Origin of the sequence: Vibrio lentus, assembly GCF_030409755.1 — a bacterium.
In the GTDB taxonomy this organism is placed as follows: Bacteria; Pseudomonadota; Gammaproteobacteria; order Enterobacterales; family Vibrionaceae; genus Vibrio; species Vibrio lentus.
This window is the reverse complement of sequence record NZ_JAUFQE010000002.1, coordinates 1,082,079-1,102,013: the sequence shown is the minus strand read 5'-3', so window position 1 is coordinate 1,102,013 and position 19,935 is coordinate 1,082,079. Positions and strand designations below refer to the sequence as shown.

Genomic DNA, 19,935 nt, shown 5'->3' with positions numbered 1-19,935 from the left:
CTATTCCGACTCCCTTTCCCAGTACTTGCCGCTTAATTATTAGAACTCGTTACTGAAAAAGCTGTCTTTCAACTGACACATTAAAGCCGCACGTTTATGCGGAAATTCAAATTCTTTTACTTTGGCAAATCCATATTTCTGCAGATATCCGATCATCTTGTCGTTATCGGCTCTTGGCTCGCTAACAATCTTTTCTGTACGGGGATCTGATAGATAGATGAAGTGACAAACAGAAGGCAACCAAGCAGCAACTTTATGTGCACCACGGTGGGATTCTTCACCGACCAACATATGAATACCTCGGTCATAATCTCCCGCCGCGTAATAAGGTGCGATTCGGTCTTCTTTGGTCCAGTACACTTCGATATAAGCGAAAGGCTGATTGTCTAAACACACAACAAGAAGCTGATTCTTGTTGTTTTTAACTGACTCTTCTAAGTACTTTCTGTGTTCTTCCAGTGAGCCCGTTTGCTCCCAGAAATTCGCTACACGCTGGCTGTTTTGCCACTTATTGAAGAAGGTTAAGTGTTTGTCGACATCTAAGCCTTCTAGAGTGAGAACAGCGTTAAGGTCGGGAATATAACGGCGATATAACTCACCCAACAAGGGCTTTGGTCTAGCTGGGTGATACCCTGCAGCGTCGAGGATTTGTTTATGGGGGTAAAGCGTTCGGTGTCGATTCTTAAGCCAAAGTTCAGGAACTTGCATAATGGCTTCACGCCATAGCACCTTTAAGCCCTCAGCAGTTTCAAAGCACAAAGAATCCAATACTTCACTTCTAAACAGCCCAAGCTCAATCGTTCGAATTTCGGGGTTAGCAGAGAATAGAAGTGCAAAAGCAGAAAGTTGCTCCGTGTTTAACGCTGTCATTTGAGTTAAACGCCAGAACTGGTTTGTTTCACGCACAACTTCAACCACACCGGAACTGACTTCAACGCAGTAACGGTCTTGTGCCTCACTTAAAGAAACACTCTGCCCCTCAGGCAGAGTGTTCAAAGGCTGGTGGCTACCAGTCATAAGTTACACTCGCAATCACGTTACGGCGATCACCGTAAAAGCAGTAGTAATCACACGTCGCGACGTACTCTTTGTCTGCTAAGTTCTTCGCTGCAACTTGGAACTTATAATCTTCAATACGGTAGCTCAATGTTGCGTCAAACAACGTGTAAGAAGACACTTTGTTTGTCTCGGTATTGTCAGCGTAAGAATCACCAACATAACGAGCACCCGCACCAATAGTTAACCCATCTAGTGGACCATTTAGGAAACGGTAGTTTGCCCAAGCTGAAGCCAATTGGTCAGCAATTTGTGACGGCGTATTGCCTACATTACTGCTTGTCGCATCTTCAGTTATTTCAGAATCGATGAATGAAACGTTACCAATCAAGGTTAATGCTTCAGTTACGTTTGCGACAGCTTCTAACTCAAGGCCGCGATTACGAACTTCACCAATTTGTGTTAGTTGACCTGCGACTTGACGCGCTAAGTTTTCTTTCGAGACTTCGAATGCGGCAATATTGAAGTAGCCATCGAAACTACTCGGTTGGTATTTCAAACCCACTTCGTATTGCTCGCCACGTTCTGGTTTCGCCGGGTCACCATTTTGATCAAGCTGAATGATTGGGTTGAACGACTGAGCATAGCTCGCATAAGGTGTAAAACCACTATCCATCAGGTAAGCAACACCGAAGTTGGTTGTCCACTCTTCGTTATCAACCTTCGTTTTAGCACCAGTAGTCGTGTTATGTGTCTTATTTTGGGAATCATCGTAACGAACACCAATTTGTACCGCCCACTTATCCGCAATCATCATTTGGTCTTGTAAATAAAGGCCTAATTGATTATTTTTCGTTTTAGTGGTTTGACGATCTGATTCATCAAGTGGCGCAAATGTTGTTGGATTCAACAAAGCTACATTTGTGCTGTATGACGGATCAAACACGTTAAAGATTGGGTTCGGTATATTTCCTACACCCGGCACAGGCAAAAGACTGTTTCCATCACCAATGATTGGATCAGCAGCGTAATCTTTACTATCAATATCGATGCTCTGGTAATCAATACCAGTCAGTAAGGTGTGCTCAACTGAACCTGTCGTAAATTTATGGATCAAACGATTATCGATGTTAAATGCGTCTGATGTTCCTTCTTCAGTTGATGCTTGGCGGATAATAGAAGAGCGCGTTGGATCGTAAGGTGCTAGAGCCGTATCACCGACATACTGCGAGTAGTACATTTGACGTAAGTTAATGTCCATTTGGCTGTAGCGTGTGTTTTGCATGAAATAAGTACGATCATTGAAATGATGTTCAAATTCGTAGCCTACTGAGATTTGTTCACGCTCAAACGTTTCCCAATCCGTATTACCTAACGCAGTGCTATCACTAATAGTGCCATTTGGATTCGACGTTAACGTTCCTTCCATTGGTAGGAACTGGAGGTACGGGTCAGAATCATCTTTCTGGTAGCTAGTTAGCAGTGTTATTTTTGTGTCATCTGTGAATTTATAAGCCAGAGAAGGAGCGATAAAAATGCGTTCAGCTTCTACACCATCGACACGGCTACCATTTTTACGACCAAGTGCTTGTAAGCGAAACGCCATTTTATCGTTAACTTCAGAGTTCACATCTAAGCTAATTTGCTTGCGATCGTCAGTACCGTATTCGATAGCAAACTGACCCGAGCCACCATCAAACTGTGGACGCTTACTGATTACGTTAATAACACCACCTGGAGGGGTTTGGCCATATAGCGCTGATCCTGGACCACGCAAGATTTCTACTCGTTCCAAGCCAAACGGGTCGATTTGCCAACTATAAAAGCCAGATGAGTACAAACGCGTTCCGTCTTGATACAAGCCGCTGTTTGCTTGCTTAAAGCCACGGATAACAAACCAATCTTGCTTATTGTCTTCACCAAAATAGTTCGCTTGGATACTCGGCGTGTACTGCAATGCATCGGCAATACTGATCGACGCTCGATCGTCCATCTGTTCGCGAGTCACAATCGAAATTGCACGTGGTGTCTCACCTAACGCAACGTCTGTTTTTGTTGCTGTTCGACTGCTTAATCCTACGTAACTAAAATCAGGACCTACTGAGCTGTCTTCTAGCTGCTGACCAATAACAACAACGGTTTCATCTTCGTTGGCCTGAACCATTCCTGACGATACAACTAAAGCGACCGCAAGAGCTGTTGGGGTGCGCATAAAGTGCCGATTCATATATTTCTCCTTCAATACGGCTATGAACCAATTGTAATAAAAGCACAAACAATAACGATAATAGTTATCATTGCGATTAATAATTTAACGAAGTGTACCACGTAATTTTCAAAAAAAAACATCTCAGCAATAGATATTTATAAAATTATTCACAATACAAATGCCTGTATAAGTCTTTGATTACTTTATTGTTCTGCACAATTCCTAAATGATCAGTATCTACAACAACGGAATATTGGAGTTCGTTATGCTTATTCAACCCTTTTGATAACAGCTCTGAGCGCCCATTTGGTTGCCCTGCCCACCAACAATGCAACTGGGTTTTTATGCTTGGTAATTGATAACCACGACACAAAGCACGCATGTGTTGTTCAACAGCCCAGCTATAAAGCATTTGTTTTGCGTTGTCCGCCATGTAGTGGTCGAAGTTATTTTCCGCTAACCATGTATTAAAAACTTCTGGCCACCTTGGAGGAGGCGCAGAATCGAGCAACTGTAAACATCGCTGCCCTTGCGCTTCCGTAATTGAACCAAGCAGCAATGAAATATGCTCTATTAGTTTGGTTTTTGAGGTTGGTGAGTCCCACTGATCTTCAGTAATTTCAGTCCCTGGCACATAGCAATCGAGTAACCCGACGAATGCAATATCGTCACCATTCTTCTCTAAACGTAGTGAGATTTCCTGAACGAGTGCCCCGCCCAATGACCATCCAACTAATCGATAAGGGCCATGAGGCTGGATCTGTTTGATCGTTTGGTAGTAGGTGTCGGCCATATCATTAAACGAGGAATCAAATAAATTCTCTGATATAAAGCTCTGTGACTTTATGCCAAATACGCTTCTATCGCCTTCAAGCGCTTGTGCGAGTCTCTGGTAGCCCGTCACACGACCCGTTACCGGGTGAATACAGAATAGGGGCTCATTTTCGTCAGTCGTGTCATTGAGTTTTTCCACGAGCCGTGGATTCGCGGAGCATTGATTGGTATTTAATGTCTTGCGTTCTTTATTCATAGCACTGACAAGCACCGTTAAACGCTCGACATAGCGCTCGGCTATTTGTTGAATATCGTCCAGTGAATAGTGCGTTTCCGCAAATTCCCATGACAGGCTTAACTGCCCAGACACAACCTGAGAATTGACGACAAGTGGCGTCAACATCTTATTGAGTCCAGATTGAGGTAGGCTTCCGTCTTCGATAGGCGTACACCAGTGTGCAAACCCGTCACTTGAGTACTGGCCGAGATAGTTAAACGTTGCACTTGCTCGATAACTATCAGTAGTATCTTTGTTTAAATACCTCACGCCATAGCCGATACCGCCATCTTGCTTAACGCTCTCTAGATAGCCATGGGTTTGGTTGAGCACACCAAGAATATCTGGTTGGAAATGCCCAATCATTGGATACAAACTTGTCGTCCAACCCACCATTCGTGATAGATCAACGCCTGAGAAAACAGAAGCTTCTCGACCATGTCCCTCTAGATACAGAGAAATTTCAGGTTGGCCTTCATTCGTCAATGCTGACACTAACGCAGTAATCAACACGCTTTGGACATCCCCATTACTGGTGTTTGAAACACGCAGTAACGTTTGAGTTAGATCATTCGATAACTCAGTTTTGTAGACTTGTTTATCTTGATAAAGAGCAGGAGTTATTTCTTGTTTATTTTCTATGGGGTCAGCCGCTTTTTGAGCTAACTCATGCCAAGAGTATTGCATCAACTTACCTTGCTCGCTTGATGACCACTTATCAATTGCTTGAACGGTTTCATCCATTGCACTCGAATTCGGCATCAGTTCGATAACTTGCCCTGCAACTTGTTGTTGATACGCTTTCCAGAGGTCATCTAATAGAATTCGCCAAGACACACCATCCACAGCTAAGTGATGAATCGCTATCATCAAACGATTCGGTGCTTCAGTAAATTCTGCATATCCAGCTTGAATCAACCTTCCAGCCCCGATGTCCATACTTTGATGGATCTTTTGCGCAAACGCTGAAAACACTTCTTCAGAATCCACCGAGGTGCGCCATAGGTACTCACGTTCCTGATAAGGTTTATACTGTTGCTTCCAATTACCCTGATGCTGATTAAACGCCAATCTCAAACTTGGGTGTTGTTTTACCAGTGCTTGAATCGCCAACTCTAAGTAATCAGTATTCATGTCTTGTTTAAGCTCGACACAAATATGCTGATTCCAATGATCAGGCTCTGCAAACTCTTGAGCAAAGAAGTGTGCTTGTGTCGGCATCAATCCAAACGGTTCTTCAGTCAGAACACGCTCTTTTGCCACTTTATGGATATCAAGCATGCACGCCAGATCACTTAAGGATTTAGCTTCAAACACTTGCTGTGGTGTTAAGTTGTAACCCGCAACGCGTACTTTGCTCACCATTTGCAAGCAAAGTATAGAATCACCACCCAATGCAAAGAAGTTATCCGAGCAGCTTACTTCCTTGATACCTAGCAGTTGCTGCCATATCTCTACGAGCAACGCCTCTTGTTCGGTTTGAGGTAACACAAACGCCACAATCGATTTGGTGTTCCCGCTAATCGTCGGCAGAGATGTTCTATCAATTTTTCCTGCCGGTGTTAGAGGAAGTTTATCTAGCACCATTAATTGGCTTGGTACCATGTAATCAGGGAACTCTCGTGAAAGCGCTTCGAGAATGTCATCAAGCTTAAAGCGATCAGGTTCACTACTCTGCAAATAACCAAACAACTGTTTTTGTTGACCAGCTTCTTTCACAGCCACAACACAATGTTCAACCTTAGATAGTGCTTGGAGGCGGCTTTCGATTTCGCCTAACTCAACACGAAACCCTCTGATCTTCACCTGTTGATCTACACGCCCTATGTATTCCATCACACCATCATGATTCCAACGAACCAGATCTCCAGTACGATACATCCGCTCGCCCATCGATTCGTTACTGCCATTACCGTTATTAGTAAACGGATCAGGCATGAAACGCTCAGAAGTTAAGTCTGGCTGTTCCAAGTAACCACGAGCAAGACCCACTTCTCCGCCAATATATAACTCTCCGACTTTGCCAAACGCCACCTTATTCAGCTGTGCATCCAAGATATACAAGCGACGCTCACCGACAGGTTGGCCTATAGGTGCGTAGGCACTGCTCAGTTTATCTTTCGGGTACGCGCGCCAAATCATGGGAGTAACTACGGTCTCTGTTGGACCATAGCCGTTAATAATACGTGGGGGATTTACGGCTTTTTGTAAGCGTTGATAAGTTTCTGCGGTAAATGCTTCACCACCCAATGTCCAAGAACGCACATTAATAGATGGTTTTTGATATTCAATCCAATCTAGCAAAGGGCCTACATAACTAGGCGGGAAGCAGGCAATGGTGATTTTATCATCACATAACACTTCACAAGTTTTCTCCGCACTCCACAACGCCTGATCTCGAATAACGAGCTTACTGCCAAACGCTAATGGGACGGTCCAACGCTCGACGGCGCCATCGAAACTAATTGAGGCGAAGTGAAGTTCAACATCCTTTGGTGTCATACCATATTGTTTACCAATGGTTTGAACGTGCATCGACAAACCAATGTGGTTAATCGCCACGCCTTTGGGTTTACCTGTAGAGCCTGACGTATAAATGATGTAAGCCAGCTGTTCAGGGAGTATGGTTGTTACGTGTTCACTCTGGTTGTTTGCTTGGTCTTGTTCATACCGTTGATTTAGTGAGTTCTTTAAATCCTGCGAACCATAAACGAATGAACTTGCTTGAGACGATGAGACATCAAACTCAGAATGAATGTATTGCCAACGTAATTCTAAGCCTTGCTGGGTGATCACAAAGCCAGCCTTAGAATCCTGAATCATGAAAGCCAGACGCTCGGTTGGGTAATCTGGATCTAGTGGCAAAAACGCCCCACCCGCTTTCATTACTGCGACCATAGCAACAACCATTTCTACGCCTCTTTCAAAGAGTACGCCGATAGCTTGGTCGCGCTGCACGCCTTGGGAGATAAGTTTGGAAGCGAGTTGGGATGAAGCTGAATCCAATTGCTGATAGCTTAATTCAAGATCTTGATGTTTTAATGCGATGGCATTTGGCTGTGCTTTCATTTGAGCATCGATCAATTCTATAATTGACTTAAAGCTCCATTGCCCTTCAGGTTGCGATAGCCTTTCTAACACGGATGCATCATGTGACGTCAGGTGATTAATTTGCACTAAACTTGTATCTGCTTTGTATTCCAACTCACCAATCAGATTTTCAAGTACGGCATTCAGCTCAACCATGGTTTCTGAATCGATTCGATCCTTGGAATAAGTCAGCACGATACGCGTTTTTAGTTCAGTCTCGCGAACATCCAATGCAATATCGAATAACGCAAATTCACCACTTTGATCTTCCGACGACAGCGTAAGTTGATTGTCTAATTGAATCTCATCAGCCAATGAATTTTGATGATTAAAAAGCACTTGAAACAAGGGTGTTTGTCCTGCTTTTCGGTCGTAAATCTTTGGCTCACTATTGTTTTGCTCAGTCTTGAAAGCGTTGACCAACTGATCGAATGGCAATAGTTGATGTTCTTGCGCCTCAAGTACTTTGTCGTGAGCCCCATTAATCACATCAGATAAAGAGCTGTTAGGCGTTATAGATTGCTGAATCACCATGGTATTCACAAAGAAGCCAATCAGATTGGAAACCTCATGTCGTGTGCGATTTGCCATCGGTACACCGACTGAAATATCTTCGCGATACGTGACTTTCGCTAAAGCCGCCTGCCAAACACCTAACCATAGGCTTGACGTTGTCACCGACATTTGGCGGGCAATCTGTTTGAGTTTTCCAGATTGCAACTCACTCAATTCATAACTGATAGCATCGGCAGTACGTCTTTGATTTGGGATAACTTCACTGTACCAAGGAAACAACATGGTTGAATTTGATAGTGCAAGTTCGCCCTTCCAAAACTCAATATGTTGATGCCCTTTCCCCGCATCTAACAAAGCACTCTGCCAGTGAGAATAATCACGATATTGAATCGGTAACTTAGGTAGTTCGCCTTGTTGATAAAGAGTTATCAGCTCATTTAAGAACACACCTATCGACCAACCGTCAGAAACAATATGGTGCATGACGAGTTGTAACTTCCATGCACCGTCATCAGCTTTCAAACACTGCATACGAATCGGCAATTCAGTCTCAAGCTCGAACGGCTTTGTGATAAACGCTTGTTGAGCGTCAAGAACTTGCTGCTGATTCCAACTTTTGGCATCAACACTCACCGGATACATAACCGCTGCGTTATCAACAAACTGAATAACCTGATCCGTGGCGTTAGTTATAAAGCGTGTTCTTAACACATCATGACGATCCACCACTTGATTGACGAGATGCGTTAATCGCTCTGTATCCAGATCTCCATTTACCTGAAACGTGCCAGACATGTGATAGGCACTGTTCCCCTTATCTAAGCGATAGATATCCCACAGGCGTTGCTGCGCCGGGGACAACGCCACTTGTCGTTCACTACCAACCGATACAATCGGTAGCTTTTCGAAATCTAAGCCTTTGTTACTCAGCAGTTCGATGAACTTGATTTGTTCTGGTTTACCCAATAATAAAAAGCGTTTTGCTAATGCTTGTTTGTCGATTTTTCCTTGGCTCGTTGTCTTGGGTTGAGTCATCGTTTTGGAGTGACTCTTTGTTTCTAGTTGGATATTATCTTTTAGGTGGCTCATAGCAGCTCCAGTTCGTCCATCAATGCTGCCATGGCATCGAATTCGTCTTGTTCATGTTCATTTTGTGTTTGATATTGATTTTGCAAGCTATCCGTTAGTGCCTGCAGGCTATTGGCTTCGAAAAAGTCTTTAAGTACCACCTCTAAGCCAAGCTCTTGATGTGCCTTAGCTACCACTCGAGTTGCTAATAATGAATGGCCACCCAGAGCAAAGAAGTTATCGTCCAAGCCCACTTGAGGGACTTCTAGAACCTCTTCCCAATTAGTCGCAAACCACAATTCCAACTCCGTTTCCGGTGCGCGGTATTTGATTGATTGCCATTCAGGCGCTGGTAGCGCTTTTCTATCTCGTTTACCATTAGGAGAGAGTGGCATTTCGCCCAACCCAATCAGTATCGTTGGCACCATGTAGTCTGGAACATGCTCAGATAGATGTTTCTTCAGGAGCTCATGCTTGTCTTGTTCCCAGTGAGAGTCGATGACATAGCCAACCAATTGATCGCCCGTTTGGTGTTTAAAGGCGATCACCGCAGACTCTTCAACCCAGTCCAGTTGATTGATCACATTCTCAATTTCTTCTAGCTCGATTCGTAAACCGCGAATTTTGACTTGGTTATCCAAGCGACCTAAATACTCCAAACGACCATCGGCCATTTGCACCACTTGGTCACCAGTGCGATACATTCGACTGCCAGCTTCTCCAAATGGATTCGGTATAAATCGATCAGCCGTTAAATCCGGTCGAGCTAGATATTCACGCGCTAATCCAATGCCCGCTAAATACAGCTCACCGGGCACACCAATGGGTACCGAGTTCCAGTTATCATCAAGGACATAAAGTTGCGTGTTGCTGATCGCGTAACCTATTGGGATACGTTTAGAAACTGGCAACTCACAAGGCCAATACGTGACATCAATCGCCGCTTCCGTTGGTCCATAAAGGTTGTGCAGTTCGACAGGCGCATGGCTAAGCACCTGCTCTACAAGATCGGCAGGCAATGCTTCTCCACTACAGATGATACGTTTGAGTGACACACAATCCGAGATATTGGTTTCAACCGAAAATGCATTCAACATCGATGGCACAAAGTGAAGTGTGGTCACTTGTTCTTGTTGAATGACTTCAGACAACACACTTGGCTGACGATGAGCCTCTGGCGGTGCGATCGCTAGTCGTGCACCAGTCATCAATGGCCAGAAGAACTCCCATACCGAAACATCAAAGCTAAATGGGGTTTTCTGTAACACACAATCGGACTCATTGAGTACATATTCTTGTTGCATCCAATTCAAACGGTTTTGTAATGCAGCTTGAGTGTTTACCACCCCTTTGGGCAAACCCGTTGAACCAGAAGTAAAGATCACATACAACGCCTGCTCTGGATGCCAGTGAACCAAAGGTGGTACTGAAGGTTGTCCCGATACATCAAGCTTGCTTAAATCGACATACTCACAATCTTGGCTTTGTGGCCACAAGTGCACCGAGTTTGAGTCAGTCAATAACAGGTCAATGTTGGCTGATTGCAGAATATACTGCAGTCGCTCTACTGGATAACTCGGATCCAATGGCACATATGCACCACCAGCACGAGTGATAGCATGTAAGCCAATGACCAATTCAAACGAACGCTCAAGCCCTAATCCAACACGAGTTTCAGAATTCACTCCTTTATCTCGTAACCAGTTTGCTAGTTGATTGACGCGCTTATCAAACTCTTTATATGTGAAAATTTGACCTTGCATCGATAGCGCTATCGAGCCAGGTGTTTTCTCTACTTGATGCTGAATCTTGTGTGACGGCGTCACAAACCCACCCCAATCAAGGGACGTGTCATTGAATGCTCGGTTTTGTTGCTCTGCTGTCTCGTCTATCAAATGAAGTTGGCTAACTAACCCATCACTATTTGTAGCTACCCTATCTAAAAGTAATAACCAATGACCAAGTAACGCTTGTACGAAATCTTGTGTGAAAATCGGTGACACATAGCTTACGAAACCAAGCCACTTACTCTCAGACATCTGTTGGATGTCCATACCGATTTCGAGCTGAGCATTCACAACACCCGGATCAAATGGCTCAACATCCAGCCCCCCTTGCCAATCAAAGAGCTCTGCCTCATCAAAGCGCTGGAAGTTGAAACTGGTTTGGAAAACGGGATGGTATTGCAAATTCCCAGTAATCCCGAGTGATTCAACCAACATTTCAAATGGGAAGTCTTGCCTGCCCAAAGCTTGCTCAGTGAAAGACTTCACCTGATGCAATAAATCTGAGAAAGATTGCTCCCCATTAAACTGAGCCGGAATCACCAAGCTGTTGATGAAACACCCTTGCATCGCCTGTGTTTCAGGTTGTGTGCGACCAGCAACCGGCACACCAACACGCACTTGCTCTTGGCCGGAATACTTGTGCATCAACAAATGCCACAGTGTCAGCATTACAGTGAAAGGAGTCGTGTTATGCGACGTTGCCAATTGAGTGATATTAGAAACTTGCTCATTCGTCAGTTCAAAGTGAAGTCGGTGACCTTGTGTTTCGGTTTGTTCTCTTGGAACATCACTGTGCAGCACTAGAGGGTCGATATCGTATTTCAACGCGTCCAACCACCATGATTTATGCTCACTCGCTTCCTCTGACTCAAGCCATTGCTTCTGCCAGTTCACATAATCTGCATATTGAACATCATGAATAGCAGGAGTCTCAAAAGCTGCTGACTCCCCAGATTCTAAATATGCAGAAATCATCGATTGATAACAGACGGCTAACTCTTTTAGCAATAGCTGCATCGAGATCCCATCAGAGATAATATGGTGCGCTACGATCAATAGCTCAGCCTGTTCAACACCAGTAGAGCGCTCGGAAGCTCTTACTATCCAATCAAAGCGAATCAACTGGCCTTCAGCGAAATCAAACGGTTTAGCGATCAGTTCTTTATATGCTAAAAGTCTTTGTTCATCGGACGCTAAGCCTTCGTGCATCCCAAGGCAGATTTCACGCTCAGGATGGATAGACTGCATGAGCTCACCTTCAACCTGACTGAAGTTAGTTCTCAAGATCTCATGGCGTTCAACTAACACATTGATTGCACGCTCAAGGGCGGCAACGTTCACATTGCCCATGAACTTAAGTCCTAGAGGCATGTGGTAAGCAGCACTGGCTGGCAACAGTTGTTGCACGAACCATAAACGCTTCTGCACAGCGGAGGCTGGCATGTAAGGCAGCCTTGAAGCTCGCGCTAAAGAGACGACTTCGCCCCTATTTCTAACATCTGTCAACATACATTGAGCAGCAAGATCTTTAAGCACTGGTGCATCGAACACCGCCTGTAATGATAATCTGATGTCGTCTTGTTGACTCAACCTTCCAACTAACTGGGTCGCCAGTAACGACTGACCACCTAAGGCAAAGAAATCATCCTCACGGCTTATCTGTTCTTTATCAAACAGCGCTTGCCACTGCTTTGCTAAAGTCAACTCAATCTTACCGATTGGCGCAATATAGTCTGCGCTGACAACCTCTTGCCAATTCGGCATTGGTAAGCGTTTCTTATCCACTTTACTTGCTGGAGTCAGTGGAATCTTATCCATTTTTACGACTTGGCTAGGCACCATGTAATCGGGAAGATCTTTCGCAAGATCTTGTAAAGCACCTTCGCTAGACAGCACATTATCACTTTGAATGTACGCCACTAGCTGTTTACCTGAAGGGCTGTCACAAGCGATTACCGCGCACTGCTCTGAACCTGTGATCTTTTGTAGACGAGATTCAATTTCGCCCAACTCAACCCTGAACCCACGAATCTTAACTTGCTCGTCGCTACGCCCGAGATACTCCATCACTCCGTCTGAACGCCATTTCACCACATCTCCGGTTCGGTACATTCGTTCACCGTTATTTGAGAATGGATCTGGAATAAAGCGTTCTGATGTTAAGTGAGGACGCTCAAAGTAGCCCCTAGCTAACCCTACTTCTTCGCCAATATAAAGTTCTCCGGCAACACCTGTAGGCACACGATTGAGCGCAGAATCCAACACATATAAGGTTCGGTTTCCGACAGCCTTTCCGATAGGTGCATAGGCACTTTCTAGCTCAGTATCAGAATACGCTTCCCAAATCATCGGAGTCACAACCGTTTCAGTTGGACCATAACCATTAATAATTCTTTTTGGTTTTAGTACGTGTTGTAGTCTGAAATAGGTATCGCGAGTGAAAGCTTCACCACCGAGTGTCCATGAACGCACATAGAGCTCTGGGTCGCTACCCTCTATCCATTCCAATAACGGCAACACATAACTTGGAGGGAAACACGCAATTGTTACCTGTTCACTAACCAAAACGTCACAAGTTTGTTGTGCACTCCACAACGATTGGTCTCGAATCACTAAACGTGAGCCGAACGCCAATGGCACAGTCCAACGTTCAATCGCACCATCAAAGCTTATTGACGCAAAATGGAGTTCAACATCGCTTGCTGTCATACCATAGCGTTGACCTATGGTTTGAACATGCATGCTCAAACCTTGTTGCGATACACAGACCCCTTTCGGCTTGCCCGTAGAACCCGATGTATAGATCATATACGCCAGTTGGTCCGGCAAGATGACGGGGGTATCATTAAGGTTTTTAGTTAGATCAAACGAGTCATAACTAATGATTTTCGCTTGGTTCCCAATCTGATCCCCTAAAGACTCACTCAACGCATCATGAATCAATACTCGCGCGCCACTGTCTTGAATCATGAAGTCTAAGCGTTCTTGAGGATAAGAAGGATCTAGAGGCAAGAATGCTGCGCCCGCTTTCATGATGCCCATCATCGCGACCAGCATATTACAGTCGCGCTCAAACAGCACACCGACAATATCGTCGCGCTTTACACCTTCAGTGATCAACCTTGAAGCTATCGCATCGCTTTGTTCAACCACTTGTTGGTACGTTAAAGATTGTCTTTGAAGGCCATTCTCGACTTCAACGTTAGAGACTAACGCCTCATCATTTGGGTGCAGTAACATCTGTTTTGTAACCAAGTCGGTAAAAGGTTCAAATGCCCATGGCTCCGGTTGGCGGTCAAACGACCTAAGTTCACGCAACTGATCTTCAGCTAATTCAGATAATCGGCCTAAATCTTCGGCTAAGTGTCCCACTAACTGAGTTAAATAATGTCGATTAGTTGTACAAAGCACTTCAACCTGTTGAGACGTAAATTTACTTTCGTCGTACGCGAAAACAATGCGAAGTGAGTCACTCGGCAAAATTGCTAAGGTTAACGGGTAATGAGTAAATTCATAGCTTTCAGGTTCGCCGATACTAAACTCGTCGTTACCTTTACTATTCAGAAGCGCTTCATCTAACGGATAGTTTTCGAAGACCACCAAGGTGTCGAATAAGTTCTCTCCTGACCAACCCGTCTGCGCTTGGATATCAGATAACGATGAATAACTGTACTCACGTTGTTCACTTGATGAGGTTTGAATATCCAACAACCATTCGGATACTCGCTTTGAAAGGTCAACTCGCTGCGCAATAGGCAAGGTATTAATAAACAAACCAACCATAGAATCACTATGAGCGAGCTCTGTTGGGCGCCCCGCTACCGTGTTTCCAAATACTGGAGTCTCTTGCCCTGTGAAGCGATTCAATGTCAGTAACCAAGCCGCTTGCGTTAGCGTATTCAACGTCACACCAGCTTGGCTTAGTTTAGGTAACCATTCGCTGATAACCTCTGATGAATAATCATCATTGTATCGATGGAAACTAGACACCTTGGGATCCGATGCCTCAGGTTTCGATTGTCCAAAGGATTCTGCTAAACGCGTCGGCGACTCCATACCTTGGAGGTAATTCTGCCAATACTCATTAGACTGGCTTTTGTCTTGGCGTTGGGTCCAGGCCAGATAATCAGAAAACTCACCTTTAACCGGAGTAATAGCACGACCTTGGTACAAGGCGAACAAATCACTGAGTAGCACCCCCGTACTCCAACCGTCCATTAAGATATGGTGAATCGTGAAAATACACTGCACTTGATGGTCGTGAGTTTGAATGAAATCAACACGCCATAAAGGTTTTACCTTTGAACGCTCGACAACTTGCTCTAATTGAAAGCCACCCTCAACCCTTAGTTGCTTATATTCCTCAATATCAAATTGGCTGCGCTTACGAACATCCAACACCTCATAGTCCAAGCCAAGTTCTGCCCATTCCGCGAGATAAGCGTTTCCATCAAATGAGAACAACGTTGAACGTAGCATTTGGTGTCTTTGCATGACACCTTGCCAAGCTTCTACCATCTTTGGCACATTGACATTGTTAAAAGGCAATGTGATTTGATTGACGTAAGTGCTGTCACTATCAGAGAGCTTCGCGTGGAAATACAGGCCTTGCTGTAACGTTGATAACGGTAGAATCGTGCTAGGTAAATCGGCAGCGGTACTCACACACCCGCAAAGTTGCTTAAACTGGATTTGAGATAAATCGACCAATGGTGCATCGGCTTTCGTTAATATAGGGCTGGCTTCTATAAACAAGTCATGTAAACGTTCGATACTGCTGTCAAATGCCGCGTGTAAAACATCAATTTCAAATTCATTGAAACATCCATTGTCTAATTCGATATCCCACAATAATGCTTCTTTGACCACAGACGCATTGATCACAATGGCTGCGTCTGCGGTGTTAGACTCATCTCTCCACAGGCCTGTGTTAGTCACCTCTACTGCGTCATTAATCTGTTGAGCCGCATTACCAAGATAGTTGAACAGCACATCCATTTCGCCAACATGAGGCCAAAGGTTTTGTATAACACCAGCGTGGAACGTGACTCCGCCAAGTTGGTCAGCATCAAAGCTGTCTTTTATGGATTTAACCCACTCTTCCAACGAATCAAGAACCGGAATAGCTTGCGGATACAACGAGGTATACCAGCCGACAGTTCGGCTGAGATCGAGTCCAGAGTCCTCGGTAAAACGGCCATGCGATTCGCGATGAATAGTTAACGCTTTACCTTGATTTAACGTGCTTACGGTTAAAGTACTCACAAGGAACACTATTTGTTCTTGTGTAAGACGTGCAAAGCCAAATCCAGCTTTTGTCAGAGCTTCTATTTTTGATAACGGCGTATGCCAGTGTGTCGAAATAGGTTTACCACGTGGCGTGGAATAAAGTGGCTCCTTGGTTTGTTCTGCCCAATAAGCTTGTTGGTCATCAGATATCGACAGTGTATTTAAAGCATTTGCCCAATTTCCTTGATGATACGTCTTTTGCGTAAGTAGATGCGGACCAGAAATACCTCTTGGCTCATATGAAAGCTCTGATGTAGGCTCTGAAACATACAGTTTAACGAGATCTTCGATAATGACTGGCCATGAAAGCGCATCAACCACTAAGTGATGAATAGCGATTAACACTTCACTATTCTCGGCCGATTCATCTAAGCCGTCCATACTCCGTATGCCAACCGCACCTATCACACCGTTGATTAAGTCTATGCTCGTTTGAACTTGGTTTATATTTATCTCGCTATCAAACGAGTGAATCGTAAACTCAACATCGTCTTGGTAATTTGCCGTCATTCCAATTGCGGTATCAGCAGAGAAACGTAATCTAAGCGCATCATGATGTTCCATAAGGCCGCGGAATGCGTGAGTCAATCTTGCTAAATCAAACGGATAGTCCCATTTAAACTGGATATATTGGTTACAACGACTTAACTCAAAGTGTTTGATGTATCTTTGCTGAATCGGCAGCAACGCCACTTCACCTTGGAGTTTGTCTTGTTCAGCTACGACAAGTTGTGCTTCTTCTAAGTTCTCCGCCATATCTTGTAATTTTGGAAAATCGAAGACTTGTCTAGGTGATAACATGTAGCCCTGTTGACGCAGCTTTCCGACCAACTGGAGCGCCATAATCGAATCACCACCTAACGCGAAGAACTGGCTGTTCGCACCAACACTCTTCACTTTAAGTAATTCACACCATACTTCAGCGAGCATTACTTGTCGGTTGGTCTCAAGTGCACCTTGATCACTGCGTATCTCTGTCCAATCAGGAGCAAACAGCTCCTTTCTATCGACCTTACCAGCCGGAGTCAGCGGCAATCTGTCTTGAACAATAATACAAGCAGGTACCATGTAGTCAGGCAATGTTTGCCCTAGCAGTTCAAGCCATTGTGATTCTTCATTTCCATTCGAACTTTGCAATTGAGGCGTATTTGACTGGGCATTGCTTTTTTGAACTTTGTTTAGCTGGACATAGCCTACAAGCTTTTTACCCGTAGGTGATTCGTGATCAACAACAGCACAAAACTCCGCACTAGAGAGCGCTTGAAGTTGAGATTCAATCTCTCCGAGCTCAATACGGAAACCACGGATCTTCACTTGTTGGTCAACACGACCTAAATATTCCATGACGCCATCATCACGCCACTGTACTAGGTCGCCCGTTCGATACATTCTCTCGCCGTTACTTGAAAATGGATCGGGTAAAAAGCGTTCCGCGGTTAAATTAGGCTGTTTCAAGTACCCTTCAGCTAAGCCCACTTCTGAACCAATATACAGTTCTCCACTGCAACCGAACGGTACTTGGCTTAATTCAGAGTCAAGTACATACAACTTCCTATCACCTACTGGTGTTCCAATCGGTGCATACGCGCTGTTCATTGTATCGTCGGCATACGCTTCCCAAATCATCGGCGTGATCACCGTTTCAGTTGGGCCGTAGCCATTGATGATTCGTAGCGGCGCTAACACATTTTGAATACGATCAAAGGTCTCGCGGGTGAAGGCTTCGCCACCTAAAGTAATAGAACGTAATGACAGTGCAGGCTTCGTCGCTTCAATCCAATCGAGTAGCGGGCCTACATAGCTCGGAGGGAAACAAGCAATAGTGACTTTTTCTTGCTGCAATACATCGCAGGTTCGTTCCGCAGTCCATAGCTCTTGGTCCCGAATCACTAGTTTTGAGCCAAACGCTAATGGCACAGTCCAACGCTCAACGGCACCATCAAAGCTGATGGAAGCGAAATGTAGTTCTACGTCCTCTTCGCTCATGCCATAGCGCTGGCCTATGGTCTGAACGTGCATGCTCAAACCTTCATGCGATATGGTGACGCCTTTTGGCTTTCCCGTTGAACCAGAGGTATAGATGATATAAGCCAGTTCTTCTGCCAACGGGCGATTAAAAGAATTATCTGAAGGAAAGCTCGCAAGCTTTGCATTCTCAATACAGAATTGAGTGACACAGTTACCTCCACTCAAGACGTCTCTACATCTATCGTTAGATTTTGAGTGAGTGAGAAGTAATTCTGCCCCGCTGTCTTCCAACATGAAGCTTAATCGTTCCGTTGGATAATCAGGGTCTAATGGTAAGAACGGCGAGCCAGCTTTCAAAACTGCGATCATAGAGACGATCATATCGACACCGCGTTCCATCATCACACCGATTGGTGATTTGCCCGCTGTGCCTTGAGATAAAATAGAATGCGCTAATTGGTTGGAGCGAGTCTCTAGTTCTAGGTAGCTCATTGACTCGTTTTGGTGTTTTAACGCAATGCTGTTCGGGCACTTAAATGCTCGTTCAGTCACTAAGTCAGTGAATGGACGGTATTGCCATAAGTGGTCACCTGAACCATATTGATCAATTAATCTCATGTCTTTACTTGATAAAGCATTAACTGAGGCGACAGCAGCGTTAGGTGATTGAACAATGGTCGCTAAATTAATCTTAAAACTTTCGATAAATTTAGTAATAAACGGTCGGGTAAACTTCTCTTTTGCATAGACAAATCGCAGCGGAGCATCACCTTTATTGATGACATCCAACACCAACTCAAACGGTGTTTCTAATACTGGAAACTCTTCAAACTCAGCAAACACTCCGTTGGTGTTAATCGATAATTTGTCACCATGATTTCTAAAATTTAAAGCGGTTGTCGGTAGCGGTAAATCGCCCACTAGCGCCTCTAGCGGCGTGCTTTCAAATGCGAGCGATGCTTTCATAGAAGCGTGGGTATTATTGACTAGCTGCGACAACGACATTTCAGCATCAATGCGATAGCCCATCACGGCACTATTCACATAGAAGCCTACCGTTCTTCGGTTCTGAGCATTACGGTTTAGCGCTGGAACACATATAGAAGGATGAACATTGGAAGAGTACTGGCGTAACGTTAGCATCATTGCCGACGCTAACACCTCAAACTTAGTCGCGCCTAGCTCACTCCCTAACAGCTTGATCGAATCATTGATCTCTTTAGATAAATGAACAAGTTCATGTCTTGCCCCATAAGTGTCTTGCGACTGGTCATTCAGGTTTGATAACGACAGCGACTCTTCACCGATAAACTGATTTTCTATCCATGCCGCTTTCTGTTGCTTATAGATATCAGACTTTTCTGTACTAGCCTGCTCAGCTGCGTAATCAAGATAACTTTGAACCTCTTTTCCACTGTAGGCTTTGCCTGCAACTGAGTTGACTAGCATTTTAATTTTGATTTGGAATGACCAAGCATCAGTAACGATGTGATGAGTGGCAAGCAACACAGCGAAGCGATCTTCACTGACTTGATAAATACAACAGCGAGCAAGATTGCCTTCCAATAAATTAAACGGTTGTTGCCAACGTTTGCGAGCATCTTGATTAATAACTTCAACCGCATCCGAGCCACCCTGCATGTCAATACAATCATAATCAACAGGACTAAAAGGCAAGACGCGTTGAGCCGATTTTCCCTCAATTTCGGAAAACTGACTTCGTAATGAGGGAAATGCCGACACCATTTCATTTAATGAATGTTGGATCTTTTCAGCGGTGATATCTTTACCTTCAAACCAAAGTAAACCACCCAGGTTATAGGCCAGGCTCATCGGTTGTAATTGCTGAAATAACCACAAGCGTTGTTGAGAGTATGAGAGCGGGTTCCAAGGCGTTACGGAATCCAAAATTTGTTCATCATCCACTGACATTTTTATTACCTAAACATGAAATTTGGTTG

At 44.4% G+C, this 19,935-nt stretch carries 4 protein-coding genes; all 4 read right to left on the bottom strand.

The features are described from left to right. Positions 1-39 precede the first annotated feature (39 nt). Positions 40-1,017, bottom strand: a complete 978-nt coding sequence (locus QWZ07_RS13315; RefSeq protein WP_192853560.1) for a GNAT family N-acetyltransferase — start codon at positions 1,015-1,017, stop codon at positions 40-42. Next, on the bottom strand, positions 1,007-3,208 hold the full coding sequence (locus QWZ07_RS13310) for a TonB-dependent siderophore receptor (protein ID WP_192853608.1): 2,202 nt from the start codon (positions 3,206-3,208) through the stop codon (positions 1,007-1,009). Before QWZ07_RS13310 ends, QWZ07_RS13315 begins: the two co-directional genes overlap by 11 nt. Positions 3,209-3,368: 160 nt before the next feature. Further along, positions 3,369-8,951 (bottom strand): non-ribosomal peptide synthetase, encoded by a 5,583-nt coding sequence (locus tag QWZ07_RS13305; RefSeq protein WP_192853559.1) that lies wholly within the window; start codon positions 8,949-8,951, stop codon positions 3,369-3,371. Continuing rightward, a complete protein-coding gene (locus tag QWZ07_RS13300) occupies positions 8,948-19,906 on the bottom strand; it encodes a non-ribosomal peptide synthetase (RefSeq protein ID WP_192853558.1) in 10,959 nt (3,652 codons plus the stop codon). Before QWZ07_RS13300 ends, QWZ07_RS13305 begins: the two co-directional genes overlap by 4 nt. Positions 19,907-19,935: the final 29 nt, after the last annotated feature.